At 38.5% G+C, this 24,583-nt stretch carries 25 protein-coding genes and 1 pseudogene; 2 read left to right on the top strand and 24 right to left on the bottom strand.

Annotated elements, in window-relative coordinates:
* Positions 1–21: 21 nt before the first annotated feature.
* The 4 genes from ACH0CI_RS04310 to ACH0CI_RS04295 form a co-directional block, all read right to left on the bottom strand.
* Positions 22–1,422 (bottom strand): ATP-binding protein, encoded by a 1,401-nt coding sequence (locus ACH0CI_RS04310; protein WP_028415123.1) that lies wholly within the window; start codon positions 1,420–1,422, stop codon positions 22–24.
* Between the two features lie 153 nt (positions 1,423–1,575).
* Complete coding sequence (locus ACH0CI_RS04305) at positions 1,576–1,749, bottom strand: YjcZ family sporulation protein (RefSeq protein ID WP_080518349.1); 174 nt, start codon at positions 1,747–1,749, stop codon at positions 1,576–1,578.
* Between the two features lie 87 nt (positions 1,750–1,836).
* Positions 1,837–2,262 carry a hypothetical protein gene (locus ACH0CI_RS04300; RefSeq protein ID WP_230624675.1) on the bottom strand — a complete coding sequence of 142 codons (426 nt, stop codon included), beginning with the start codon at positions 2,260–2,262 and terminating at the stop codon, positions 1,837–1,839.
* Positions 2,252–2,413, bottom strand: a complete 162-nt coding sequence (locus ACH0CI_RS04295) for a hypothetical protein (protein WP_335708210.1) — start codon at positions 2,411–2,413, stop codon at positions 2,252–2,254. The genes ACH0CI_RS04300 and ACH0CI_RS04295 overlap by 11 nt, the downstream gene beginning before the upstream one ends.
* A gap of 214 nt (positions 2,414–2,627) precedes the next feature.
* Between ACH0CI_RS04295 and ACH0CI_RS04290 the strand changes: the two genes are divergently transcribed.
* Positions 2,628–3,383 carry a DUF4397 domain-containing protein gene (locus ACH0CI_RS04290; RefSeq protein WP_014458542.1) on the top strand — a complete coding sequence of 252 codons (756 nt, stop codon included), beginning with the start codon at positions 2,628–2,630 and terminating at the stop codon, positions 3,381–3,383.
* 33 nt (positions 3,384–3,416) lie between these two features.
* Here ACH0CI_RS04290 and ACH0CI_RS04285 read toward each other — a convergent pair whose 3' ends face one another.
* The 7 genes from ACH0CI_RS04285 to ilvA all read right to left on the bottom strand — a co-directional run bounded on the left by ACH0CI_RS04285 (position 3,417) and on the right by ilvA (position 10,189).
* Positions 3,417–3,989 carry a YpmS family protein gene (locus ACH0CI_RS04285; RefSeq protein WP_028415126.1) on the bottom strand — a complete coding sequence of 191 codons (573 nt, stop codon included), beginning with the start codon at positions 3,987–3,989 and terminating at the stop codon, positions 3,417–3,419.
* Between the two features lie 12 nt (positions 3,990–4,001).
* Positions 4,002–4,886 (bottom strand): SGNH/GDSL hydrolase family protein, encoded by an 885-nt coding sequence (locus ACH0CI_RS04280; protein ID WP_014458541.1) that lies wholly within the window; start codon positions 4,884–4,886, stop codon positions 4,002–4,004.
* A gap of 236 nt (positions 4,887–5,122) precedes the next feature.
* Positions 5,123–5,701: an SCO family protein gene (locus tag ACH0CI_RS04275; RefSeq protein ID WP_406900908.1), complete on the bottom strand. Its 579-nt coding sequence runs from the start codon at positions 5,699–5,701 to the stop codon at positions 5,123–5,125.
* A gap of 24 nt (positions 5,702–5,725) precedes the next feature.
* On the bottom strand, positions 5,726–7,342 hold the full coding sequence (locus ACH0CI_RS04270; protein WP_406900907.1) for an ATP-binding protein: 1,617 nt from the start codon (positions 7,340–7,342) through the stop codon (positions 5,726–5,728).
* Positions 7,343–7,492: 150 nt separating this feature from the next.
* Positions 7,493–8,335: a DegV family protein gene (locus ACH0CI_RS04265; protein ID WP_028415129.1), complete on the bottom strand. Its 843-nt coding sequence runs from the start codon at positions 8,333–8,335 to the stop codon at positions 7,493–7,495.
* Between the two features lie 169 nt (positions 8,336–8,504).
* Complete coding sequence (locus ACH0CI_RS04260) at positions 8,505–8,756, bottom strand: YpmP family protein (RefSeq protein ID WP_013058743.1); 252 nt, start codon at positions 8,754–8,756, stop codon at positions 8,505–8,507.
* A gap of 161 nt (positions 8,757–8,917) precedes the next feature.
* A complete protein-coding gene (gene ilvA, locus ACH0CI_RS04255; RefSeq protein ID WP_074677131.1) occupies positions 8,918–10,189 on the bottom strand; it encodes a threonine ammonia-lyase IlvA in 1,272 nt (423 codons plus the stop codon).
* Between the two features lie 231 nt (positions 10,190–10,420).
* Here ilvA and ACH0CI_RS04250 point away from each other — a divergent pair, with 231 nt between their 5' ends.
* Complete coding sequence (locus ACH0CI_RS04250) at positions 10,421–10,639, top strand: hypothetical protein (RefSeq protein ID WP_155007689.1); 219 nt, start codon at positions 10,421–10,423, stop codon at positions 10,637–10,639.
* A gap of 43 nt (positions 10,640–10,682) precedes the next feature.
* Here the strand turns inward: ACH0CI_RS04250 and ACH0CI_RS04245 are convergent, their stop codons facing one another.
* The 13 genes and pseudogenes from ACH0CI_RS04245 to ACH0CI_RS04185 form a co-directional block, all read right to left on the bottom strand.
* On the bottom strand, positions 10,683–10,805 hold the full coding sequence (locus ACH0CI_RS04245) for a hypothetical protein (RefSeq protein WP_406900906.1): 123 nt from the start codon (positions 10,803–10,805) through the stop codon (positions 10,683–10,685).
* 131 nt (positions 10,806–10,936) lie between these two features.
* A complete protein-coding gene (locus ACH0CI_RS04240; protein ID WP_028415131.1) occupies positions 10,937–11,422 on the bottom strand; it encodes a dihydrofolate reductase in 486 nt (161 codons plus the stop codon).
* Positions 11,419–12,213, bottom strand: a complete 795-nt coding sequence (locus tag ACH0CI_RS04235; RefSeq protein ID WP_013058746.1) for a thymidylate synthase — start codon at positions 12,211–12,213, stop codon at positions 11,419–11,421. The genes ACH0CI_RS04240 and ACH0CI_RS04235 overlap by 4 nt, the downstream gene beginning before the upstream one ends.
* A gap of 268 nt (positions 12,214–12,481) precedes the next feature.
* A complete protein-coding gene (purU, locus tag ACH0CI_RS04230; RefSeq protein WP_406900905.1) occupies positions 12,482–13,384 on the bottom strand; it encodes a formyltetrahydrofolate deformylase in 903 nt (300 codons plus the stop codon).
* Positions 13,385–13,669: 285 nt separating this feature from the next.
* Complete coding sequence (locus ACH0CI_RS04225) at positions 13,670–15,475, bottom strand: IucA/IucC family protein (RefSeq protein WP_406900904.1); 1,806 nt, start codon at positions 15,473–15,475, stop codon at positions 13,670–13,672.
* Positions 15,472–16,626 (bottom strand): MFS transporter, encoded by a 1,155-nt coding sequence (locus ACH0CI_RS04220; RefSeq protein ID WP_406900903.1) that lies wholly within the window; start codon positions 16,624–16,626, stop codon positions 15,472–15,474. The genes ACH0CI_RS04225 and ACH0CI_RS04220 overlap by 4 nt, the downstream gene beginning before the upstream one ends.
* 3 nt (positions 16,627–16,629) lie before the next feature.
* Complete coding sequence (locus ACH0CI_RS04215) at positions 16,630–17,919, bottom strand: lysine N(6)-hydroxylase/L-ornithine N(5)-oxygenase family protein (protein WP_406900902.1); 1,290 nt, start codon at positions 17,917–17,919, stop codon at positions 16,630–16,632.
* Positions 17,898–18,491, bottom strand: a complete 594-nt coding sequence (locus ACH0CI_RS04210; protein WP_028415137.1) for a GNAT family N-acetyltransferase — start codon at positions 18,489–18,491, stop codon at positions 17,898–17,900. Before ACH0CI_RS04210 ends, ACH0CI_RS04215 begins: the two co-directional genes overlap by 22 nt.
* A complete protein-coding gene (locus ACH0CI_RS04205) occupies positions 18,488–20,242 on the bottom strand; it encodes an IucA/IucC family protein (RefSeq protein ID WP_406900901.1) in 1,755 nt (584 codons plus the stop codon). The genes ACH0CI_RS04210 and ACH0CI_RS04205 overlap by 4 nt, the downstream gene beginning before the upstream one ends.
* Positions 20,193–21,740 carry a pyridoxal phosphate-dependent decarboxylase family protein gene (locus tag ACH0CI_RS04200; protein ID WP_406900900.1) on the bottom strand — a complete coding sequence of 516 codons (1,548 nt, stop codon included), beginning with the start codon at positions 21,738–21,740 and terminating at the stop codon, positions 20,193–20,195. Before ACH0CI_RS04200 ends, ACH0CI_RS04205 begins: the two co-directional genes overlap by 50 nt.
* A 1-nt stretch (position 21,741) precedes the next feature.
* Entirely contained in the window at positions 21,742–23,106 is a 1,365-nt protein-coding gene (locus ACH0CI_RS04195) for an aspartate aminotransferase family protein (RefSeq protein ID WP_406900899.1), read from the bottom strand.
* A 262-nt stretch (positions 23,107–23,368) separates the two neighbouring features.
* Complete coding sequence (locus tag ACH0CI_RS04190) at positions 23,369–24,061, bottom strand: copper homeostasis protein CutC (protein WP_406900898.1); 693 nt, start codon at positions 24,059–24,061, stop codon at positions 23,369–23,371.
* 251 nt (positions 24,062–24,312) lie between these two features.
* Positions 24,313–24,583: pseudogene (locus tag ACH0CI_RS04185) on the bottom strand (hypothetical protein); the annotation flags it as partial.

Raw genomic sequence — 24,583 nt, 5'->3', positions numbered from 1 at the left:
CCAGCGAACGAATAGCAAGCGCTACGAAATGTTCACTGGTTCTTTAATATACGGAAGAGCAATTTCTACTTTTGTTCCTACTCCTACTTTACTCGCAAATGAAATATGCCCTTGATGCTGTTCGATTATTCGGTAGCTAATCATTAATCCTAGCCCAGTTCCTGTTTGTTTGGTGGAATAAAATGGTTCACCTAGCCGAGCTAAAGATTGCTCATCAATTCCACATCCTTCATCCTCGATAATGACCATGCCGTATTCATTTCTTTTCTCAACGGTAACTTTAACTGTACCTTTGCTCATTGACTCAAGCGCATTTTGAATTAAATTAATAAAAACTTGTTTAAGCGCATTTTCTTCACAAAAGATTGTAATCTCATCACTAATCTCATTAATAATACGACAATTTTTATAATTGGCGTGTGTATCTAATAGTAATGTCACGTGACGTATGATTTGATTGAGACTTTTCGGATGGTATGAATTTTCAATTTTAGGCTTGGCCAGCGTTAAAAATTCTTGAATAATGGATTCGACGCGATTCAATTCTTCAAGCATAATATCATTGTATTCTTCATTATACTGTTTCGATGCTTTTAGCAGCTGAATAAACCCTTTAATCGCCGTCATTGGATTACGGATTTCATGTGCTACTCCTGCCGCTAGCTTGCTCACCATTGTAAGCTTTTCAGATTTGCTTGCCATTTCATCATATTTTTTTCGATCCGTTACGTCGCGAATAATATACTGAATGGCATCCTGTCCTTCAAACTTAATTTTGGTTGCCGAAGATTCAATAATGACGACCCCTTTTTTAGTCAATAGTTTCACATCAACACGTGGCCTCACGGACATTCCATTCATCAGCTGAACCATTCTTTCTTTTACAATTTCTAAATGTTCGGGGTGAATAAAGTGAAGCCAAGGACGCCCGATATACTCTTCTTTTTTCTCGCCGCCAAGAAGTTTAACACCAGCGGGATTCAAATATTGAATTCTGCCTTCTCTCGTTACAATAAATGCATCTTGACTTTGCTGGACAAACTGCTTATATTGCTTCATTTTCCGAATGACTTCCTCTTGCTTTTCAATACTTGAGGAAAACTCTTTCCACTGAACAACTAAGAGCGGAATATCTTCTTCCGTGCGCTGAATATGGATATGCATCGGAAACTGCTGATCTACTTTTTTCTTAAGTAAAACAACTTCTTCCTCTTGCTTTCTTAACGGTTCCACTTCATGCTTTTCAATAAAAAAGCGATTTGGCTCTTCAAATACATTACAGGAAAGAAGCCGTTCCTCCGTCGTTTTAAAAAGGTGGCAGCAAGCTTCATTTAAAATTTGAATATCGCCATCCATATTCATTACGAGCATTGGTGTAAATGACATTGAAAATAGCTGTTGAAATACTTTTTCCTTTTCCATATATTCACCTTCGCTTATTGAGTTACTAGCTATAGTATAATATGGTAAATGTTGATTTGGCAAAATTTTTTTATTATTTAAACAATTTATATGTAAGTTTGTCCTTTTCCATCTTTTATAAAAAGCTCGCACATGCGAGCAAATGAGACCTAATCAGCAAAAACAAGTGCAGCCAATGATGATTAATAAAATAAATAGCACAACAATTAATGCAAATGACTGGCCCGTTCCGCAATGATGATAACCGCCAATTGGATAGTGGCAAGTATCATATAGGTGGTGATAGCCTCCGTGATGGCATGGGTCGTAACAATCGTAGTTATACATAGCAATCTCTCCTCTTGTTTTTTTCATTTCGTACACTGTACTTTATATGCGTTAGTTGATTGTCCTGTATGTGCATTCGCCCATTTTTTACTTTCTCTTACGCCATATTCGCCTTTTGGGCTGCAGCGTATACGAAAACAACAAAAGTAAAATACTGCCCATCACCAGTAGCGTAGTAAAATCTTTCATAAACTCAATAATGACCCCTATATACGGGAGATGGTATGCGTAGCTTCCAATCACTTTAAAAGAAGCAGGCAAAGAATTTCTTTGAGCTGTAACCAGTACATCAGGGTCTTGATTATGGGCCAGTACAAGTTCATTCTTTGAAGAAGATGATTCGTCTCTAAAGACAACTATATCTCCGCGATGCAGGTGGTGATAATCCGTTTCTTGAACGGTTACAGTGAAACCAAATAGGCTTGGAACTGTGCTAACAAATAAAAATGTAAAGCAAATTGCATAAAGAACAAGTACATATCGAAACGCAGAAAACATACATTTATTGATCATAGGTAATCAGCTCAATTCGCTCGGTTATTTTATTTAGCGCGGGGGTAATGTGATTAAATGAAGTAGAGCGCTCTGTAAATTGAATTAAAAGTAGCAGCAGTAAAAAACTTAACATGATTAACCGTAGCATCCGAGCATAAAAATCACGCATGCTCTCACTCCTTTTTTCTATACTAAATTCGGTCGTACAATAAGCCTTCAGTCAATAATTTGATTCAGTATATGCACATAGAGGGCGTTTGGCTCATTGTTTCTTCTTGGAGGTCTCGGGAGTGATCAGTGATCGGCATAAATTATGAGTTTTAGCATATGTTTGGTTACGTATGGAAATGTTTTTATACTCCGACAATAAGGGAGCTGAACATATGGCTAATTATTCCTTTGATCAATATATTAAAAAAGCAATGAAATACGATTTTCTAGCTAACTACTATAAGTATAGTGATCCATCTAAGCATATTCATTATTATCAAAAGCATTTGTACTATATCCAGCAGGCCATCTTAACTTCTTCTGAAAATACGAATTTACGCGTAAATCCGCCGCAAATTCGTATACTTCACGCTTCTCCAGATTCTCCATCTGTAGATATTTATATTAACAACAAACGAGTGATTCGCAACTTAACTTATAAACAAGAAACAGATTATATTGAATTACAAGAACCTGGAAGATACACAATTTCTATTTATCCCGCTGGAGAAACGGGAAGACCTGTTTTAACGGAATCATTTACATTTGAAGGAAACCAAAATTACACGGTAGCGGCGGTAGATGAGCTAAACAAGCTTGATTTATTATTTATCTATGACAATACGGATGTACCAAGTGGAGAAACGAAGCTTCGGTTTGTGCACCTTTCTCCTGATGCTCCTGCTGTGGATATTGCGGCTAGAGGCGGAGACGTCATTTTTTCTGGCGTACAGTTTAAAGAAGTCACAAAATATTTGCCTTTATCCCCCATGCATGTTCAACTTAGTGTGCGCATAGCAGGAACCAAAAATGTAGTACTCGAAATCCCGGCACTGAACCTTCGCCCGAATCGAACATATACGGTATATGCCGTCGGATTTGCTAAAAACCGTCCTGCATTAGAAGCGCTGATTTCCCAAGACCGTTAACAAAAAAAAACCTTCCAAATTGGAAGGTTTTTTTTATTCACTGCGCGAAATTAAACGTACGCGAATATCATCATTTTTTAAATCAAACTTTTGTACTTTTACAGCAAAATCACTCTCTAACTTCATCTGCTGTAACGCTACGTATACTGATTCATTCTTTGGATCGATTGTTACCCATTCTGGTAGCGCAAAATTATTATTTACGTATCGAAGCACTGTGCGGACAGGCAGCTGCAGCTTCCCAACAGAAAGTGACTGCTGTTCAAGCACAATATCTCCATTTTTTTGTACGATCGGATCAAATGTCATTCGAATATTAATATCATCGCCGAATACTTGAATCGTTCCGTCTACTCTTACTACATCGGTAAGAGTAATTTTGTAGTTAAGCGGCTGATTCTTAAATTCTTTTTTTAAATATTTATCAATCAGTACATTTAAGTCCGCTTTTTTAGCCAAAATAGTTAGTTCTGCGTCTCCTTCTACTTTTTCAGAGGGAGTTGGATTGACCTTGTCAACCGGTTGAAAAATAAACGCAATAATAAGGATAGCCCCTAGAACATTAATCCCTAATAACGCGATAAATAGGGTTTTCCACTTCTTCATATAACAATCTCCTTACTCGTTCCCACTCTCTTTCGTGTTTTTCTCTTTTTCATCAGATGTAACTTCTTCTGCTGTTTCCTTTTTCTGGTCTCCAACGAGAGGATCTTCTTCCTCCATTGATTTACTAATGCGCTCAGCCATTAGTTTGTACCCTTTTTTATTAGGGTGAAACTCGTCTTTCCCTAATAAATTTACGTCAGAATCATAAAAAATATCATCAATTTTTACATAACTTACATTATCATATTGAGAAGCAATTTTCTCGCTTGCCGCATTCCATTCATTAATAACGACATTAATTTCTTTCACATCACTTAACGATTTAAAGAATGGATTATAAAAACCGATTAAATAAATATGGGCATTAGGATTAAGCTTACGTATGCGTGAAAACACGTCATTTAGACGTTTTTCATATTTTGACTGCTGTGATTCAAACGTCTTAATTGAGATATTGTAAAAGTAATCCCTTACCACTTTCATCACGTCATTGCCGCCAATCGTCAAGAAAACGATGTCTGCTCTTGATACTTCAGCTGCTACTCCCGGCTGATTTAACCTCGCTAATAGCTGATCCGTCCGGTTTCCTCTTTTGCCTAGATTCTCTGTTCGTACATTTTGCACTTCATTTTGTTTAGAAAGGTATTTAGTTAAGTATGGTACATAACCGCCTTTTTTAGACTCATCTCCTACTCCTTCAGTTAATGAGTCGCCAATGGCTACAATATCTAAATCTACAGGGAAAAAGCCTTTCGGAATATGCTTTTTAGGTGTTAAATCCACTTCTTTCTGAACGGCTTCTTCTTTATTGTCCGTTGGCAAAAAAGTCGTCGTCGAACAGCTCGCTAACACCACCGCACTCATACTGCTTATCACTATACTTTTCCATTTTCTCATCATAACACCTACTAACTATGCTGTATTCTCGCTGTCACAAGCAATACTGCTTACCGCTCTGAATAACTATATCTTTATATCTTATCATACTATGTCAAGTTGATATTTTACTACGTTTCTTATATATAGTATATGTAAAAAAAAGGATAAGCATGTTTCTTTCATAAAAATATCCGCTCACACATCACTGTAAAGATAGCTGTGTTTGGCGGATAGATTTGACGATTTTATAGCTCTTACTGAAGGGTTTTAATATCTTTTATCATATCATCATAAGGAGGATCAGTCACTCCCTGATAAGATTTTTGAACCACTCCATCTTTGTCAATTAGAAAAAAATACGTACCGTGAATAACCTGCGGATCTTCTTGCGGCTTTTTCACAATCATCTTAAATTGATCCAGCGCAAACTTTTCAATTTCCGCTTGTTTATAGCCCGTTAAGAAATCCCAATTCGAAAAATCAGCGCCAAATTTAGTCGCATAGTCCTTCATTTTCTGAGGAGTGTCCACTTCAGGGTCTACGCTAAATGAAACAAAGCGAACGTCCAGGTCTTCATCCTTAGCCATTTTTTGTAATTTAGTCATATGAGCCGTCATTGGGGGACATACGGTTTCGCAGCTTGTGAAGATAAAGTTAGCTACCCAAACGTTCCCTTTCAGCTGACTTAGCCCTACTTTCTTTTGATCTTGGTTAACATAAGAAAAAGAGTCCATCTTCCAATTAAGCGGATTTTCTATTTTGGAACCACAGGCTGTTAACATCATGCAACTAATAAGCAGTAAAAAAAACAATTTATAAGACCAGCTTTTCATATGTTCCTCCTGCACGGTTAAAGTTTAGTCATAGCTAGGGAAAATCAAGATAAACGTTGAACCTTTTCCTGGTATGCTTTCCACTTCAATTCTTCCATTCATTTGTTCCACAAGTTGATAAGAAACCATCAGACCAATCCCTGTTCCTTTTTCTTTTAAAGAATAAAACGCTGTTCCTAGCCGGTTCACTTGTTCACAGGTCATGCCTATACCAGTATCTTCAATTTGAATATGTACATGCCCTTCTCGCTTGTAAAGCCCCACTCGAAGCGTTCCTCCAGCTCTCATGGCTTCAATTCCATTTTTCATAATATTAAGCAGAACTTGATTCAATTCGTTTCGGCTGCCGCGAACATACATCTCTTCTTTTGCGTCTAATTCTATGAGTATATTGTTTGTTAATAAAGCATAAGAAGATAATAAATCTACTAAGCTTGTAATACACTCCAAGCAGTTAATAAAACGATGCTGGTGAACATCCGGCTTGGCTAACGATAAATAGTCATGAATAATCGCTTCTGCTCTGTCCATTTCATTAATCATAAGATGAATGTAACTTAATTCAGTATTTGAAAGCTTTGTGTTATCTTGAAACAGCTGCAAAAACCCTTTTACCACCGTCATAGGATTTCGAATTTCATGCGCTACAGAAGCAGCTAATTGGCCAATTGCATTCATTTTCTCCGCTCGCTGCAATTCCTTTTGCATCCTCGTTTTTTCCATAATAACTTCCAATTCATCAATCGCTTTGGTAATTCCGTCTTTTGTATGACTGAGATCTGTTTCTACATTCAGGTGTTCTTTTGTTACTGACACTTGATGAAAAAGCTGCTGCAGCCGCTCGGTCATTTCATTAAATCTTGTGTGTACATTCCCTAACTCAGAATCATCTTCGTGTGTCAGCTTCACATCAAATTTCCCTTGACTCACCGCTTGAATTCCTTCTATTAATTCCCCAAGGGGCGACATTAATCGCCTTAGTCCCCAGTCTTGAATCACAATAATGAAGGTAAACAGAAGCGTAAACGCAACGACCAAAGACACAATTAAACGTTTTTGATAGATATAGATAGCGCTTGCATCTACATCTACACCAAGAATAGCCACAACTTTTCCAGAGCTGTTTGTAATAGGCGATAAAACGGTTATCCACGTCCCGAATTCGTCTTTGTATGTAGATGTTACGATATTTTTCTTTTTTCGTTCTGCTTCCTTAAATGATTTGTAAAATTCTTCTCCCCCATAATAAATCATGGACGGCTCTAGCGATTGCTTAATTTTCTTATTCGCTGTTACGATAATCTTATTTCCATGCGATTTGAATTTTTCGGTCGTCATAATATATCCCTGCAAGTACGACGGATGCAATTCATAAATCTTTCTGAACTGCTTTTCTAGCTCGTCTTTTTCAGGAATCGGCCCGTTCCTTGAATCCACTGCTGCTATTACGTCTTGTTTAGATAAAGACTCCCTCCATAAATCGGCCATAATTAACACATGCTGCGTTAACGTCTCTTTCGCCATTTTTTTTTGAACTTGATAGCTAATGGCTAAAGAAATGACTCCAAGGGCAACTACAATTAAAGTAGAAAATAAAACCGTTTTGTTAAACACACTCAAATTTCGAATATATTTTTTCATCGGTATACTCCGGATTCAAAAGAATAGTAACCAGCACAGCATTCGCTGGTAGAAAGTTGATTCTATTATATCACACGTTCGTCCACTTCTCTTTCTTCTTTTTCCAAAAAAGAGAAAGCCAAAAAAGTGACTTGCAAAAAGCAACTCACTTTATTCAGCAAAATACATAAAACCAATTGCACCAATACCCGTATGCGTCGAGATAATAGGCGTCGTATCTTCAATCGAAAATTGCGTATAGCCTCTTGCCTTCACGATTGATTCTTTTAGCTTAGAAGCGAGCCCAAGTCCATCTGCATGTACAAGCCCTACTCCTTTAATACTTTTTCCTTCTGTATGCTCTTCGAACTGCTTCGTTAAAAACTTAACAATTTGAGAATGACTGCGCACTTTAGCAACAGGAGTGTATACTCCGTCAGCTAGGGAAGCAATTGGCTTAATATTTAAAAGAGAACCGATTAGCCCTTTTCCACGTCCAATACGTCCACCTTTAACCAAATTTTCAAGCGTATCGACTACGACAAAAAGATTCGTATTTTGACGCACCTCTTCCAAGCGCGCGACAATTTCTTCTACCGTATGCCCCTCTTCAATCATTTTCACCGCTTCAAAGACTTGAAACGAAAGAGCTTTTGTAATGTACATAGAATCGACAACGGTGATATTTCCTTCCACCATTTGAGCCGCGCTTTCAGCTGCTCGAACGGTTCCGCTCATTCCTCCAGTCATATGAATGGAAATGACGTCATACCCTTCACTCACTAATCGTTCATATACTTCAACAAAAGAACCAATAGCCGGCTGAGAGCTTTTTGGTAATTCTTTTGAATTTTTCATTTTTTCAATAAAATCTGTCGGCGTTAATTCCACGCGATCCAAATATGTTTCATTATCAATATTAATACATAAAGGTATCATCTCAATACCGTATTTTTCAGCTTCTTCCAACGTTAAATCAATTGTTGAATCCGTTACCACTTTAATTTTCGACATGTGTTCACCCCTATAAGATGCATTGCAAACTAGTATAACATGAACGCTTACGACAATATAGTTATAATAGAATGCAAGTTTTGCTAATTCGTAAAATGCATGTTCAACCTTTTAGATCAACAAAAAAAGTTGACTCTGCTGAAATATTCAGAAAAGTCAACTTTTACGTTTATGCATTATGCTTTAATACATGAGACTTAAAGAGCTGTTCGTAATCTTTCCATTTCAGCACGCGTTTTAAATATTCTTGAAACGAGTAGGTTTGCTTCGGAACTGATTCGTTCGTGATTTGTCTAATAAATAAATCAAGTTTTGCAGATAACATGAACCGAAACGTGCTATTTTCCTCTAAAACTGGAATTTCAGTAATTTTTACTTTTTGACCACTGACATGTTTAAATTCAAGGCTTTTTAATAGCAAGGCGATCAACCCTCTTTTTACCCGTTTATTTTATTATAATGCTTGAGGTACTTTCTGTCTTGATAAAATAAAAAGAAAACACAAATATTTTTTAAAATAAAAATGCTTCATCAACTTATTCGACAGTTGATGAAGCATTCCTTTTTAAAACGACCTTCTATTTAAATAAATAAGTGAAACAAGTTGCTTTCTTTATTAATTTCTGTGTAAGGAAATCCTTTTTTATCCATACGATTAATTAGTGGATAATAATCTTCTTTATGCTTAAGCTCGATTCCCACAAGTGCAGGCCCGCTGTCTTTGTTATTCTTTTTCGTATACTCAAAGCGCGAAATATCGTCTGTCGGTCCAAGCACTTCGTCTAAAAATTCACGAAGAGCTCCTGCGCGCTGAGGGAAGTTAACGATAAAATAATGCTGTAATCCTTCATAAATCATCGAACGTTCTTTGATTTCTTGCATACGTCCAATGTCATTGTTGCCTCCGCTGATGACGCAAACAACCGTTTTTCCTTTAATTTGCTCACGGTATGAGTCAAGAGCAGCAATCGAAAGAGCTCCTGCTGGTTCTGCTACAATCGCATTTTCATTGTATAGAGATAAAATGGTTGTGCAAACCTTGCCTTCAGGAACAACTACAATATCGTCCACAAGCTCTTTACTGATGTCATACGGAAGCGTTCCAACTGTTTTAACAGCCGCTCCGTCTACAAATGGATCGATTGCCGGTAGCGTCACTACATTTCCATTTGCTAAAGATGTCTGCATACCAGGCGCGCCTGCTGGTTCTACCCCAATCACAGCTGTTTGAGGCGAGATGCTTTTTACGTATGTGCCGACACCGGAAATTAATCCGCCCCCGCCGATACCCGCAAATACGTAGTCAATTTCATCTTCACAGTCATTGAACATTTCAACGGCTACTGTACCCTGTCCTGCAATAACGTCTACATCATTAAATGGATGAATAAATGTTCGATGCTCCTCTTCACTGCATACAATAGCTTGTTCATAAGAATCATCAAACGTATCTCCGATTAGCACGACCTTTACGTTATCTTTGCCTAGAAATTTCACTTGATTAATTTTTTGGCGTGGCGTTGTGCTCGGCATAAAGATTTTACCATCGATATTTAAATGACGGCACGCATACGCTACACCTTGTGCGTGGTTTCCTGCACTTGCACAGGCAATTCCATTTTCTAATTCTTCTGGGGATAACTTTTTGATTCGATTGTACGCACCGCGGATTTTAAATGAGCGCACCACCTGTAAATCCTCACGTTTTAAATAGATATTACATTCATATCGTTCAGACAAAACGTCATTACGCTGTAGTGGTGTATGCACAACAACATCTTTAATCAATTGATTTGCAATCATGATGTCCTCTAAATGTACGTGTTTTGTTCGATTATCTACTTGTTGTTTCATAACCAACTTCCTTCCTCTTCTACCATTATTAATTTGTACATTATATCACATAAAATTTAGAAAAATCATTATTTTTAATTAATAATGACTAAAAAAACTTTTCCAACTATTTTACTGTCCACATACTTTACATATGTTTAGCAAACGCTAAATAGACTTACAAAATTGCCCATACTTTCTACATGCAGCTGATGCTATAACAGGTATAAATTAAGAAAGGTTGTGGAATAAATGGAGTTTTCACTTCAAAGTTATGAAAGTGCTATTCCCTGCGAAGTAACGGCAGATGAAGAAAACGGTAGATATATGCTTCGCAAAGCAGATACAAGCGGAGAAGTTTTTAATACACCAAGCGAGCTGATTCAATGGATTGAAGCAAACTGGAGCGCTGAACAGTTTGTTAGCACAGCCGCTTTTCACGAAATGATGAAGCAATTAAAATCAATATAAAAAGAGATTGAGACATAACGAAATAGACCTCACCTAAAGACGTCTAATATGAATCGGTTTTTACACCGCAGTTGATTTCCGTGCAAGACTTCGCTTTCCGCGGGCGGTGAGCCTCCTCATTGCTTCCGCTGCTCCCGCCTGGGTCTTCGCCTTGCCCTCCAATCAACTGCTAAAAGCACCTACAGACATGAAACCTACGTTCACCATCACAAAGAAAGATCCGAACGATGAATCGTTCGGATCTTTCTTCAACTACCATACTTTTGTCCCAGACCCGCATTTTTTTAATAAGGGAAATCAGCTTCGCTCGTATACGGTAAAATAATACGTGTAGGGATTTTTTTCATCTTTAATTCCTTGCTGCTTCGAAATAACTTTCCATTCGCTCAAATCAATCGCAGGAAAATGTGTATCGCCGTCAAAAGATTCTTCAATATGCGTAATATAAAGTCGGTTTGCAACGTCTAATGTTTGCTCATACAGAGTAGCTCCACCAATCACAAAGAGCTCGTCTTCTTTTTCAGCATCTAATGCTTCTAGTTCCTCAACTGAATGAATAACGGTTGCTCCTTCTTGCTGATAATCTTTTTGACGCGTAAGAACCACATTTTCGCGATTAGGGAGCGGTCGTCCAATTGATTCAAATGTTTTTCTTCCCATTACAATCGTATGACTCGTTGTGATGCGCTTGAAATACTTTAAATCTTCCGGAAGACGCCATGGCAAATCATTCTCTTTACCAATCAGCCTATTTTGATCCATTGCGACAATGAGGGAAATCATACGCTCACAGCTCCTTTAATGTGAGGATGCGCATTATAATCTACTAACTCAAAGTCTTCGAATTTAAAGTCAAAAATTGATTTTACGTCTGGATTGATTTTCATTTTTGGTAATGCATGAGGCTCGCGCGTCAACTGCAGGTTTACTTGTTCGATGTGATTGCTGTAGATATGCGCATCACCAAACGTATGAACAAAATCACCCGGCTCTAAATCACACACTTGTGCCACCATCATTGTAAGCAGCGCATATGAAGCTATATTAAACGGTACGCCTAGGAAAATATCAGCTGAGCGCTGATACAATTGACAAGACAATTTGCCGTCCGCTACATAAAACTGAAATAAGCAGTGACAAGGTGGCAAAGCCATATTGTCTACATCAGATACATTCCAGGCGCTTACCATTAAGCGGCGCGAATCAGGATTGTTTTTGATTTGATTAATAACATTTGTAATTTGATCAATTTTTTCGCCGTCCGGCGTTGGCCATGAACGCCATTGATGACCATATACAGGGCCAAGCTCGCCGTTTTCATCCGCCCATTCATTCCAAATGCGCACGCCGTTATCTTGTAAATACTTAACGTTTGTATCTCCTTGTAAAAACCAAAGCAGTTCATGAATAATTGATTTCAAATGAAGTTTTTTTGTCGTTAATACCGGGAAACCTTCTTGTAAATTAAAACGCATTTGATAGCCAAATGTGCTAATTGTACCTGTTCCTGTCCGATCTTCTTTTTTTGTTCCATTTGCTAACACATGCTCGCAAAGTTCAAGATATTGTTTCACTTCCGACACTTCCTTTATTAAAAAGTCCTTTTCTATTGTATAAGTGTTCACGGGCTAAGTAAACAACTAAATCTCAGCTCATATAGAAAAGTTCTTTATCATGTAGGTACGCGATTTCCCCGAAAAAAAAACGAGAATGAGACCTAATGAAACCTACGTTTACCATGACCATAAAAAAATCCGAACGAATTTCATTCTCTCTCAAGAATCTCGATTCATCGTTCGGATCTTCCTTCGGCTAAACTACTTTTTAACAGCTTAATCTTTGTTAATTAAATACAATTGTGCGGTTTTCATGCACTAAAATGCGGTCTTCTAAGTGCCATTTCACAGCGCGTGCAAGCACCGTACGTTCAATTAAGCGGCCTTTTTTCTTTAAGTCATCCGCATCATCACGGTGATTCACGCGTTCAATATCTTGTTCAATAATTGGTCCTTCATCCAAGTCGTCCGTTACATAGTGAGACGTAGCACCAATTAATTTTACGCCTCGTTGATATGCACGTTCATATGGACGTGCTCCAATGAATGCCGGTAAGAATGAATGGTGAATATTAATAATGCGATACGGATTTTCAGCCACAAAGGTCGGCGTTAAAATTTGCATATAACGCGCTAAGATAATTACATCAATATCATAATCTTTTAATACTTGAAGCTGTTTTGCTTCTGCTTCTTGACGAATGTCTTTTGTCGCTGGTATATGCTTAAATGGAATGCCAAACGATTCAACTACTTCGCGCGCATCTTCGTGATTGCTTACAACGACAGCGATGTCTGTCATCAAGTCTCCGCTTTCCCACGCCCACAGCAGCTCTAGCAGACAGTGAGGCTCTTTTGACACAAAAATAGCTGTTTTTTTCAAATTATGAGCATATGTAAACTGCCAGTTCATCGAAAATCTATCGGCAATCTTTTTGAAGCTTTCTTCTAGCTTTACTTCTTTAGCTAATAAATCCTCACATTCAAATTCGAAACGGATAAAAAACATGCCGCCTTCATGGTTTGTTGAATGTTGACTTGATTCTACAATATTTGCACCGTGCTCATGTAAAAACGTAGACACAGCGGCTACAATACCCGGTTTGTCCGGACAGCTAATTAGCAGCCGACCTCGGTTTTTATATTTCTCTTTATATGAAGTTAAATGTTTTTGAATATGCGATTTCATGTAATTCCCTCTCTTTTTTTAAATATACAGACAATTGTACCATTATCCTTGTAGCGATGCGACATTGAAATAAGGCTTTGACAAAAGAAAGCCGAAACGTTTGCTTCAGCTTGCGTATTTGTTGTTCTACCATCTACTCCATCAAATCGTTCATTCACTGATCTTTACGTTCTACACATACATAAAATGAGTGTTTCCTAAAGTGCTGCTGCTCATCCCCTTAGCTTCCTGCTTTAGAATTAACCATAAAAAAGCCGCTAGTACAACACCAGCGGCTTTTCCTTATTATTGCACGGCTTTTTCACTCACTTCATGCAAGGCATTTCTCACCGTACCATATTCGCTTGCGTGAGGACGATCTCCGTCATCTTCGTATCCGTAGTCCAACATTCGATTTCGATTTAACGTTAACTTCGTAATCGTTGGACGCAACAAATCAAATAATTCAAATCGTTTTTTCAAATGTGGAAATGATGCTTGATAATGCAAGATTTCTGCTCGTACACTTTTCCAAAAGTCCTCTTCTTCTACACCTTCATGCTCTTCTAAGATGCTTGCTAAATAGCGGAAGTGACAAACAAATAACCCTGTTAAAATAAACTGCGTCAATCCTTCTGGCTCTTCGCTGCGCAGCACTTCTTTTAATTCAAAAGATAGCTGCTGCAATTCTTCAAACGGCTGATCGCTAATATTCACGTCGTCTACAAAATCTTTCATAATAATTCGAACCGGCTTGTTGTTTTTAAGAACCAGTACCGTATTTTGACCGTGCGGGGAAAATACAGTGCCGTATTGATACAAGTAATGAAGTAGTGGCGGCAACACAGCGCTGGTTAGCGCATTAATCCACTCGTTAGGAGTTAAGCCTGACTTTTCAATATATGACGAAACTAAAGCCTTCCCTTGACCGTCAACATGTAATAGCGCAGCTAGCGTAATCGCATGCTCTCCTTCTTCTAGCTCTTGATAAATGCTTTCACGCCAAACGACTCCAAGCATCTCTAGATACTGATAAGGCGCATTTTTAATAGAAGCGAACGTCGGCTGAGTGACGTTTAACGTAGCCACTTCTCCTAAAAGTCCTACTTTGCACGTATCTTTTAAAAACGTATCACGATCTCTTATGCCTTTTATATGCTGAGTGACTTGAGGAGCAATGACCGTCCTCTCACTTGGAAGGCCTCTGTACACAAGCGTATTTAATATACTCATTGGAAGCTTTACGTGATACTTATCTCGATTTGTTGTATTCACAAATGTACGAATCGACTGCTGAGGCAAGTATTGATCCTGCCCTTCTCCTAAAGGAACAATTAAATTATTTGCAATGTATTCAGCGAATAAAGGAACAATTACGTTCAGCCACTGCCATTCATGGACGGGAATATAATAATAGTCCGCAGGTAAAAGACTTTGGCTTGTTAACTCTTTTTCAAATTCAGCTAGCGTCTCAGCGCTTAACTCCTTCTTCATGACATCGTCAAAACCAAGGGTATCCAACGAATGAAATGAAGCAATTTGCTTCTCTACAGCAATCCACGAAAGCTGAATTTCTTGTTTTTGCTCGGGCGCAAACCGAAGATAGTCATCATAACCAAACCCAATGCGCCCTTTATTATACGTAATCCAAGGATGCCCCGTCATTTCACCTTCTAGCTCTGCATAATCCATATCTGCTAATTCATCAGCTGATTTTCGATTTTGCAAATGCAAATCTGCTACTAATGTATGAAAATATTCTTTTGCTAAGTGGCCTGCAGTTGAGCTAGACATTCCTTTGTCTTCAGATAAGCTAATTAACAGCTGCAGTGCTTCTGAAAATGTGGGGTTTGACGTTTGAGATGTTAGTTTAATACTTTCTGGCAGTACAGAAAAACTATCAAACATTCGCTGTTTCGCTTGATATGTATACGTAACGCCCCGATGGTCTTCCCATTGATACATAGCAATCGCACCCTGTTTTTGCAGTTGTTTCGGCTCAATAATATGTTCATACATGAATTCCTGCAGCATTTTAGCTAAAAGCTGTCGATTTGCTTTTTCCCATGATTGCTTATTAAATACAGAAAGATTCGTTTCTTTGATTTTCATCCTTCATTCTCCTTTACTTGTCTTAGAATAGGGATTGTTTTATTACGCAGCGGCATTACAGCGCTAGCAGCTAGCAAAGCAGCTGCTCCCGCTACTAAAGGAAATGCCAAATCCACTTTGCTGATTTCTAATGCTAAAATCGGTGCAATCAGCAGAGCGATATTTTGAACAGCAATAAGCCAGCTGTAATAGTAAGCAGCCGCTTCTTTACTTTTTCGAAATAAATAGATATCCAGTATAACCATGCTGAGATAAAACCCGGCTCCATATAAAATTCGGCTGATAATAAACACGCTGAGATGATCAGCATATGCCTGCAAACACAGCACCAAAACACTAGCACCCGTTATGCCATAAAAAAGCGGTATAACGTTGCCGTTCAATAGTTTGGTAGGTACCGTAAGCTTTAAGACAATCGCCATAATACTCGGCATCGCATACAGCAAAGCGCTGCCTTGACTGCTCATGCCATATGTTTCATGTGTAAACAATGTAAAATAAGGGCGAATGACATTGTGCCCAAGGTAAAAAAAGAAAATCGCCAGCAAATAAAAAAAGATGGGCTCGTTTATGCTTTGAATGGATGGCGTTTTTTCTGCTTTTAAAGGTAATGCTTTTCTTGTTAAGAGCCATACGGCCAGTACCATATCAATTAAAGCAAAGTATTGATATACGTTAAGCGGCATTTCCCATGCAATAACCGTACTTCCAAACAAGCTAGCGACAATAATAGCCGTATGAACAATAAATACATACGTTGTTGCAGCACTTGCCTTTTTCTGTCCTTTTTTCATGTGGCCTACTAAATAGGGGTACAAAAGATATAAACTGCTTTGAAATAGGAGCAGCACTAAGGAAGTAGCTAAAAATCCATAAAAAGTAGAAACTTTGCTCAAAATGACTTTAATTAAGGCCGTCATTAAAAGTGACGTTACAACTACATATTTTACGTTCCATTTCTTAAACAGCATTCCCCATAAAGGTGTCATAACAATGACCACAATCCGGCAGCAAATAATGAAAAAAGACGTCATCGCCACTCCATCTACATGAAATGCATGTGTAAAATACTGTGGATAAAATGGTGATAATAATACTTCTGACGTCATGGTCATAAACAAGCAGATAAAAACAAAACGCGCAGAAATCATTTCTTAAAATCCGAACTTTTGGAAAACAGTATTTTTATATATTTTGTACACGCTTTTGCCTGCAATTTGGTTAATTAAAACAGCATTGCGATAAGCGCCTAAACCTAAGTCCGGTGCTCCAACTCCGTGTGTATGAAGCTCTCCGTTTTGCACAAATAGCGGGGCTCCTTTCTTCTTCATCTCAACTTGATAGCATTCATTAATCTTCAGCTGGCCTTTTTCATCGAATAGTACATGTTCTTTTAAACCTTCCATAAAAGCAGGCTCTTTTGCATGATAGCCAGTAGCCATAATGACAATTTCACTTTCTTCTTTTTCAAATGAGTCCTGCTCGTATTGGTGGAGAGTCAGAAGATGTGTATCGTTTATCTTTTCAACACCTGCAAGTTCCGTAAGCGCGCGCATCGTTAGAGGCACTTCTTTTCCTCCAATTGTTCGTTCGTAAATCAAATCATAAATATTCCCGATTGTTTCAAAGCTTATTCCTTTATAGAGGAGAGCTTGATTTCGTAAAACGCTCTCTTTTTTCTCTTCGGGCAATCTGTAAAAATAGCGGGTATAATCCGGTGAAAAATGTTCAAGGCCAAGCTTTGAATATTCCATTGGATAAAAACCTTTTGAGCGCGTATACCAATTCAGCTTATACTCAAACTCAGGCTGCTGTTGAAGTAAATCATAGACAATTTCAGCTGCACTTTGACCAGAGCCAATTACGGTTATGCTTTTAGCCTGCAGCGTTTGCTGACGCTTCATTTTGTAATGAGCGGAGTGATAAAACGTATCGCTTGCCACTGTTTGAAAGTCTCTTGGCACTACGGGCTGCGTACCTACTCCAGTAACAAGATGATAGCTGTAATAGGTATAAAGCTTTCCTTCTTTTTCAACTGTTACTTCGTAGTAAGGCTTAGCGTCTTCATGCATTTTTACTTCTTTTACTGTGCTGTTAAATTCAAGCCCACTCAGCTGGCTCGCTACCCAGCGGCAATAGTGATTGTATTCATTTCTCGGAATATGAAACTTTTCAAAGAAATAAAACTGATACAAGCGCTCATGCTCATGCAAATAATTTAAGAACGTGTATGGACTCTTCGGATCCACCATCGTGACCACATCTGCCATAAACGGCACTTGAAGTGTTGTCCCTTCTAAAAGCATTCCTGGATGCCAATTAAACTCATTCTTTTGTTCAAAACATTTATATGTAAAATCTTTTTTATCAATTAAAGCGGCTAATCCTAAATTAAATGGACCAACTCCTACTCCAATTACGTCTAAAATGTCCCGTTGTTCCATTCGCTCCACCTTCTTTCAAATACTTCTCTTTCACATTTCATCAGTACACCCGTTTTATCAGGCAGCGACACTTCTTTCATGAATTGAAACCCGCATTTTTTAAATACTGCAATCATTTTTTCATTTCGTCTATCTGGCTCCGCTATTACTTTAGCAGTGTCTGCTACGTTAAACTTATGCTTTAGCAAACTAAGAAGGAGCGGATAAATATAGCCTTTTCCTAAAAAAGCAGGTTCTCCAATCAATAAATGAATTCCTTGATCTCCTTTTTCATAAGGATAATAGTTACTGATTATGTCACCTTCAACCATATAAGATTCCCAATAGCTCATAGGTACACCATCAATTTCTCCGATTAGCAGCTTTTGATGAGAATCAGCTAGAAATGTTTTTAAATGCTGCTCGTACGCCTGTTTTGAAATATTTAAATTCCAATACGGAATAACATGCGGTTCATGCATCCACTTGTACAGCCGTTCGAAATCTTTTGCAAAAGAAACAGAGCGAAAGGTAATGCTCTGCTCCTTTTGCTGAATCATAAATGGATACTGCGTTTGCAAGGCTGATTTCATACACGTACACCTACAGATTCGAACAATGGATTCTCGACATTTACATAAACAGACTGTGTTTCAAGAGATCCTACCAGCTCATCCATATCATGAACGCGCGTTAAGAAGTTGGCTTTGCAAGGAAGCACTTTCTCTTCTAACATTGATGAAACAAGCCCTGTATGATCTTTTTCTTTGTACATCTCGATCTCTTGTCGCAAAATCAATAGCAGATCTGATTCTTGAGTGAGGCCAGCTGCACCAAAAGCGTTAACTAATCCTAAAATATGATTAAAAAATACGTAATAACGAAATCTTTCTTCTGCTACAGCGTCATCACAGACCGTATCGCTTTCTCCGTTTAAGAAAGGAAGCAGCTTGCGAAGCTCTTGTTCCTTTGATTTCATAAAGTAATAGCCTTGGTTATCGCGGTAGTAAAACACCGATGGATATCCGTTTTCATCAAGTTTAATAACGGAGTTTTGCTGATGAGCTTCCAGCGCAATTCCTTTTTGAGTGTAAAGCCACATCATAGGATGAAAAGATACGTCTAAATAGCGTTTAAACCAGCGCTTGCTTACATCTTCAGTCGTGCTATTTTCACTTGCAGCAATGTGATGAATAATATTTTCAATTTGAGAAGCTTCTCCAAACACATGATCTTGACACAAACTGGCTAGAAGTGTTGTACGATCCCCTTGCTTACCTTGAAAAGGATTGCTTCGAATCATAACTTCAAATCCAAGCTCCTTTTCTCCAAGCGTGATGTAAGCAGGGTCTTCAATTACTTGAAAAGCCGGATGATTTTCGTGAAGCTCCGCCTGTAATCCCTTTTGCAATAAACGGCTAACTTCTACCCCTCTGCTTAATTCTTTGCGTTTGTTCACTCTCAGTGAATTAGTGATCTTTACCGGAATGGAAAATTTGTACATCACATCTGCATTGTTACTGTATACGGTTCGAACAGACGAAGTCGGATAAAACGGCTGACCGTGTGGCCCTAGATAAGCAAGCCTGCCTTTTTGAATCCATTGGCACACTTCTTCTTTTCCTAAAAGATAACGAGCTTGCAGCGGATGCATAGGTATAAGTGAATAATCGTCCGCTTGGCAATAAGAATGTATGAATTCTTCAGAAACCGTCTTATCTTTTTTCAGCTGCTCTTTAATAAGCTGTGAAGCGGTTTGATTTCCAGCGGACTGTTCTGCAACGAGAGATGCATGCGCTTTAAAATAATGAAGCTGAAATTCCCCGTTCACTTCAGGTCCAAATACCTCTTCTTCTTCAGGTAATATCCCTTGGCGGCTTTTAGGTGTTGGATGCAGCTGGTGCCCAATAAGCAGGGACTGTTCAGATTCTAAGAACGTTTTGTCCCATTTATAGCACGTCTCTAACTCTTTCTGCCTTTTTTCAATGAATAATTTCATATTTTCATAGCTTAATAGAACACGTATAATTAGCTCATTTACTTGTACTAAATGATCCGTTACTTCTTTTAAAAGAAAGGCCAAAAGAGTGACGATATCTAACTTCTTAATCTCCTCTTGCTGAATACGATAAGAAAAGTTCGAAAAGAACAAGTGACGTCCGGTGGCTGAGCGGTACTTTACTGGAAAGTAAAGAGTTACCGGCTGTTTTTCTAATCTAAGAACAAGCGTTTCCTCACTTTTTATTTCTGAAACGGACTCCCATACTCCCTTACCTGTCTCTCGAATATAGCAATTAATAATGTTTTGCATCGTAATAAAATTGGCCGATAACTGAGCGTTCACGTAATCGCTCCTCCTTTTTCTCAAACTGTTTGCCTAAAGCAACAACTTCCTCTAAATGAGTGACAACAGAATCAAATGTAATCATAGGATTTAACATCGTTAGTTTTAAATAGACTCGTTCTTTATGCTTTGTTTTTGCCATGATAAACGTGCCTTTTTCGTATAAGTGCTGCTGAATACGCTGATTCAACCTATTTTCATAATGCTGCTGCTTTTGACAATCACTATATAAAATATCTGGTACATAGCGAAAGACAACCGCGTTCATATAAGGGTCATTTAACACTTCTACATTCCTTTGTTTTTGTAAGTAGTCAGCTGTTTGCTTAGCAGTTTCAATCGTGTGGTCAACCATTTCTCCGTATTCATTTGCACCTACTGCACCGAAAGTAAGCCAGAGCTTCAAGGCGTCAAACCGCTTTGTCGTTTGAATGCTGCGGTCTACTAAGTGCACATGCTCATCTTCTTCAGGATTTAAATAATCTGCATGAAGCTGAATGTGTTTAAACATAGCTGAATTTTTCAGCAAAAATGCTCCGCAGCTTACAGGCTGATAAAACCATTTATGAAAATCCATCGTAATAGAATCTGCTCGTTCAAGAGCTTTTAAGCGTTCACGATATTTATGCGAAAATAGCAGCGCTCCTCCATAAGCGGCGTCAGCATGGAGCCAGAGCCCTTCTTTTTTAGCAAGCTCACTTATTTCAAAAAGAGGATCTACGCTGCCAAAATCTGTTGTACCTGCCGTTGCTACAATAGCAAAGGGAAGGTTGCCCTGAGCTTTCACTTCCTGTATTGCTTCTTCTAAGCTTTTTATATCCATTTCATGCTGCTCATTGCACTTTACACTCACCACTGCACGCATGCCCAGCCCAAGCTGAGCTGCAGATTGTTGCACCGTAAAGTGCGCTTTTTCCGAGCAGAAAATCCGCAGTTTTTTAGCTTGGAACGGTAAGCCTTCTTTACTAACATCCATTGAAAAGGCAGAATGGCAATATTCATTACGAGCAAGCAGTAGTCCCATATAATTTGACTGCGTTCCTCCGCTTGTAAAAATGCCTGAAGATGAGCTTGGATAACCAATTTGTTGTGTTAACTCATCAATCACTTTATCTTCTATATACGTAGCTGCCGGACTTTGATCCCACGAGTCCATAGATTGATTCAAAGCAGAAATCATCACTTCCGCAGCAAGAGCGGGTATAATCGGAGGGCAATGCAAGTGCGCCATTGCTCCGGGATGCGAAATATGAAGCGAATGATTCATCACTACTGCTTGTACGCTATCAAATAAATCTTCTAGCGGCTGTTCGTGCTTGCTAAAATAGACAGAACGATTGACTAAGTTTGACAGCTCTTCAACGTCGATGTGAGTATAAGCGGACTTTAATTCATAGTAGTGACGTTTGATCATCTCAGTCATTCCGCCTATCATCGCTTCATAATTCTCGAGGCTTTCCTTTGATGATGATAAAAACCACTTTTCAAACGGTGCCATTCTATTTATTCACCCACTTCTCTTCTGCTGCTTTTACCGCTTCTTCAAATTTCGTTAATATTTCATCCGTTTGTTGTTTCGTTAAAATTAATGGAGGAAGCAAACGAATAACAGCACCATGCCTTCCACCGACTTCTAAAATGACGCCTCTGTCAAAACATTCTTTTTGAATCAGCTTAGCTAACTCACCGTTTGCAGGATGACTGCCGATTTTATTAGCCGGCTTTGTCGCGTCGATGATTTCAACACCCAGCATCAAACCTCTTCCGCGTACATCTCCAATCGACAATACTTGCTTTTGAATATGTCTTAGCTGGCTTTGAATGTAGGCTCCCAACTCGTGAGCATGCGCAGGTAAGTTTTCTTGGTTTATAAATTGCAGAGTAGCCCGTCCTGTAGCCATTGCAAGCTGATTTCCTCTAAAGGTGCCGATATGTGCACCTGCTTCCCATTGATCAAGCCTTTTATCATACAGAACAACGGATAATGGAAGGCTTCCTCCAATTGCTTTAGACAGTACTAATACATCTGGTTCGATATCAGCGTGCTCAAATGCATACAGTTTTCCTGTTCGTCCAATTCCAGTTTGAACTTCATCCACAATAAGCGGAATATTTCGTTCTTTTGTAATTCGACGAAGCTCTTTTAACCATGAAATCGGTGCTGGAACAGAGCCTCCTTCTCCTTGTACAATTTCTACTACAACACCGGCAGGAGTAACAATTCCGCTCTCAGGATCATCCAGCATATTTTCAATATATGTACTAATATACGTGTGTCCTTCAGCACCTACGCCAAAAGGGCAGCGATATTCATATGGGTAGGGTAAAAAATGTGTATCTGGCACTAGCGCATGAATGTGCTTTTTTGGACTTGTTGTACCGCTGATGCTTAATGTTCCGTGTGTGGAGCCGTGATATCCCCCTTGAAAAGATAAAATCGTTCGGTTGCCTGTTGCTGTTTTCACAAGTTTCAAAGCCGCTTCAATTGCGTCTCCTCCAGTGGGACCGCAAAACTGAATTTTCGCTTTGTTTGCGAAATTTTCCGGCAAACTAGCGAACACTTCATCGATAAAAGCTTCTTTTACAGGCGTTGTTAAATCTAATGTATGTAAAGGAATAGATTTTGCTAAAACGTCTTGAATTGCTTCATGAACTACGTGATGGTTATGACCAAGAGCAAGTGTGCCGGCTCCTGCTAAACAATCAATATACTCTTTTCCATCCATATCCGTGATCACGGCGCCTTTTGCCTGCTTAATCGCAATAGGAAGGCGTCTAGGATAAGATCTTGCATTGGATTCTCGTTCATTTTGCATAGCAAGCAGCATTTCGTTTGATGTAAGTTGTTTCGTTGACGTTGACATATCATATCCTCCTGTTTGTTCAATTGATAATGATTTTCATTAACAATTACAACAATAAATGATAATGATTATCACTGTCAATAATTATTCTGAAAATATGAAATTATTCCTATTTCACTCTACAGTCGCAAAAACTCAGTATTTCTCTTATGTATCAAGGGTTAAAAGAGTTTTATGTTGTTTTCCAATTAGGGAAAACTATGTAATAAGTCCCTTTCTATTTCCAAATAAAAAAGTGCTACAATTTCTTGTAGCACTTCTGTTACTTTTGCTTATTCATCGTTTCTTTTGCAGCTTTTACACTCCTTGGGTCAAGCGGTTTCGTATATTGACAATTTACTCGAACCCCTGAACCAATACGAATTTCTTTCACGGGAGTAACGGATAAGAACGCTTGAAGATTTTCAGGCTTCAGCCCTTTTGTCCCGATTAAAATAATATCTTTATCTTTCATTCTTCTTAACAGCTTTTTAATATGAGGAATACCGTTTAGCGCACTTTTATCCGCTCCTGAAGTCATGACACGCTGAATTTGCTTATAGCTTAAAAGCGTTTCAAGCGCCTTTTCTTGATCACTGATTTCATCAAATGCTAAGTGGAACGTTACGTTCATTTCTCCTGCCGCATCCAGCAGTCGATTTAAAGCTTGCTCATCGATAATTTTGTCTTCTGTTAAACAGCCAATTTCAATTCCATCAATGCCAATTTCTCTTGCATAGTGAATATCTTCAATCATTGTTTGCAAATCATCTTCATCATATTGAAAAGATTGATTATGTGGACGAATCATCACAAATATTGGGATATGTATCGTTTCTTTCACTTTTTTCATCAAACCGTGGCTTGGGGTTAAGCCGCCTTCACCGATTCCAGTTACAAGACTTATACGATCGGCACCATGTTCCTGGGCAACTTTAGCATCATGCAAGGTTGCAGCTGTGACTTCTAATATCATTCTAAAAACACCCTTTCCCCTTTAATATAGAGCTTTTGCCTTCTTTTCCCTGTATTTATACTTAAAAAACTCTACCAAACTCTCTTATGTAAGAAAACACCCAAAAGATGTGATTAATATTTTCAAAAAATTGAATGTCATGGAAAAAGAGTAAGAACTATTCTTTTTCTCATGACGTTTCAATTAATAAAATTCTATATTTATACTAAAGATCCAAAAATACATCCCTTTTATCTAGGGTAAAGGATTTATTAAAAAGAGCGTGGATTTGTTTGTTGCATGAACATCCACTCATTTAAAGAATGAGGCTGCTGATGACCAACAGGTGCTGAGACATCGCGGCATCCGCAATCATGCATCGGCATTTGACCCATCCCTCCGTGCATTGGCGGCATTCCACCTTGCATCGGCATTTGACCCATTCCTCCGTGCATTGGCGGCATTCCTCCATGCATCGGCATTTGACCCATTCCTCCGTACATTGGCGGCATTCCACCTTGCATTGGCATTTGACCCATTCCC

It is taken from the genome of Priestia sp. 179-F W1.4 NHS (genome assembly GCF_045369295.1).
Classification (GTDB): Bacteria; Bacillota; Bacilli; order Bacillales; family Bacillaceae_H; genus Priestia; species Priestia zanthoxyli.
The sequence above is the reverse complement of the archived record's forward strand: the minus strand, read 5'-3'. Positions and strand labels throughout refer to the sequence as shown.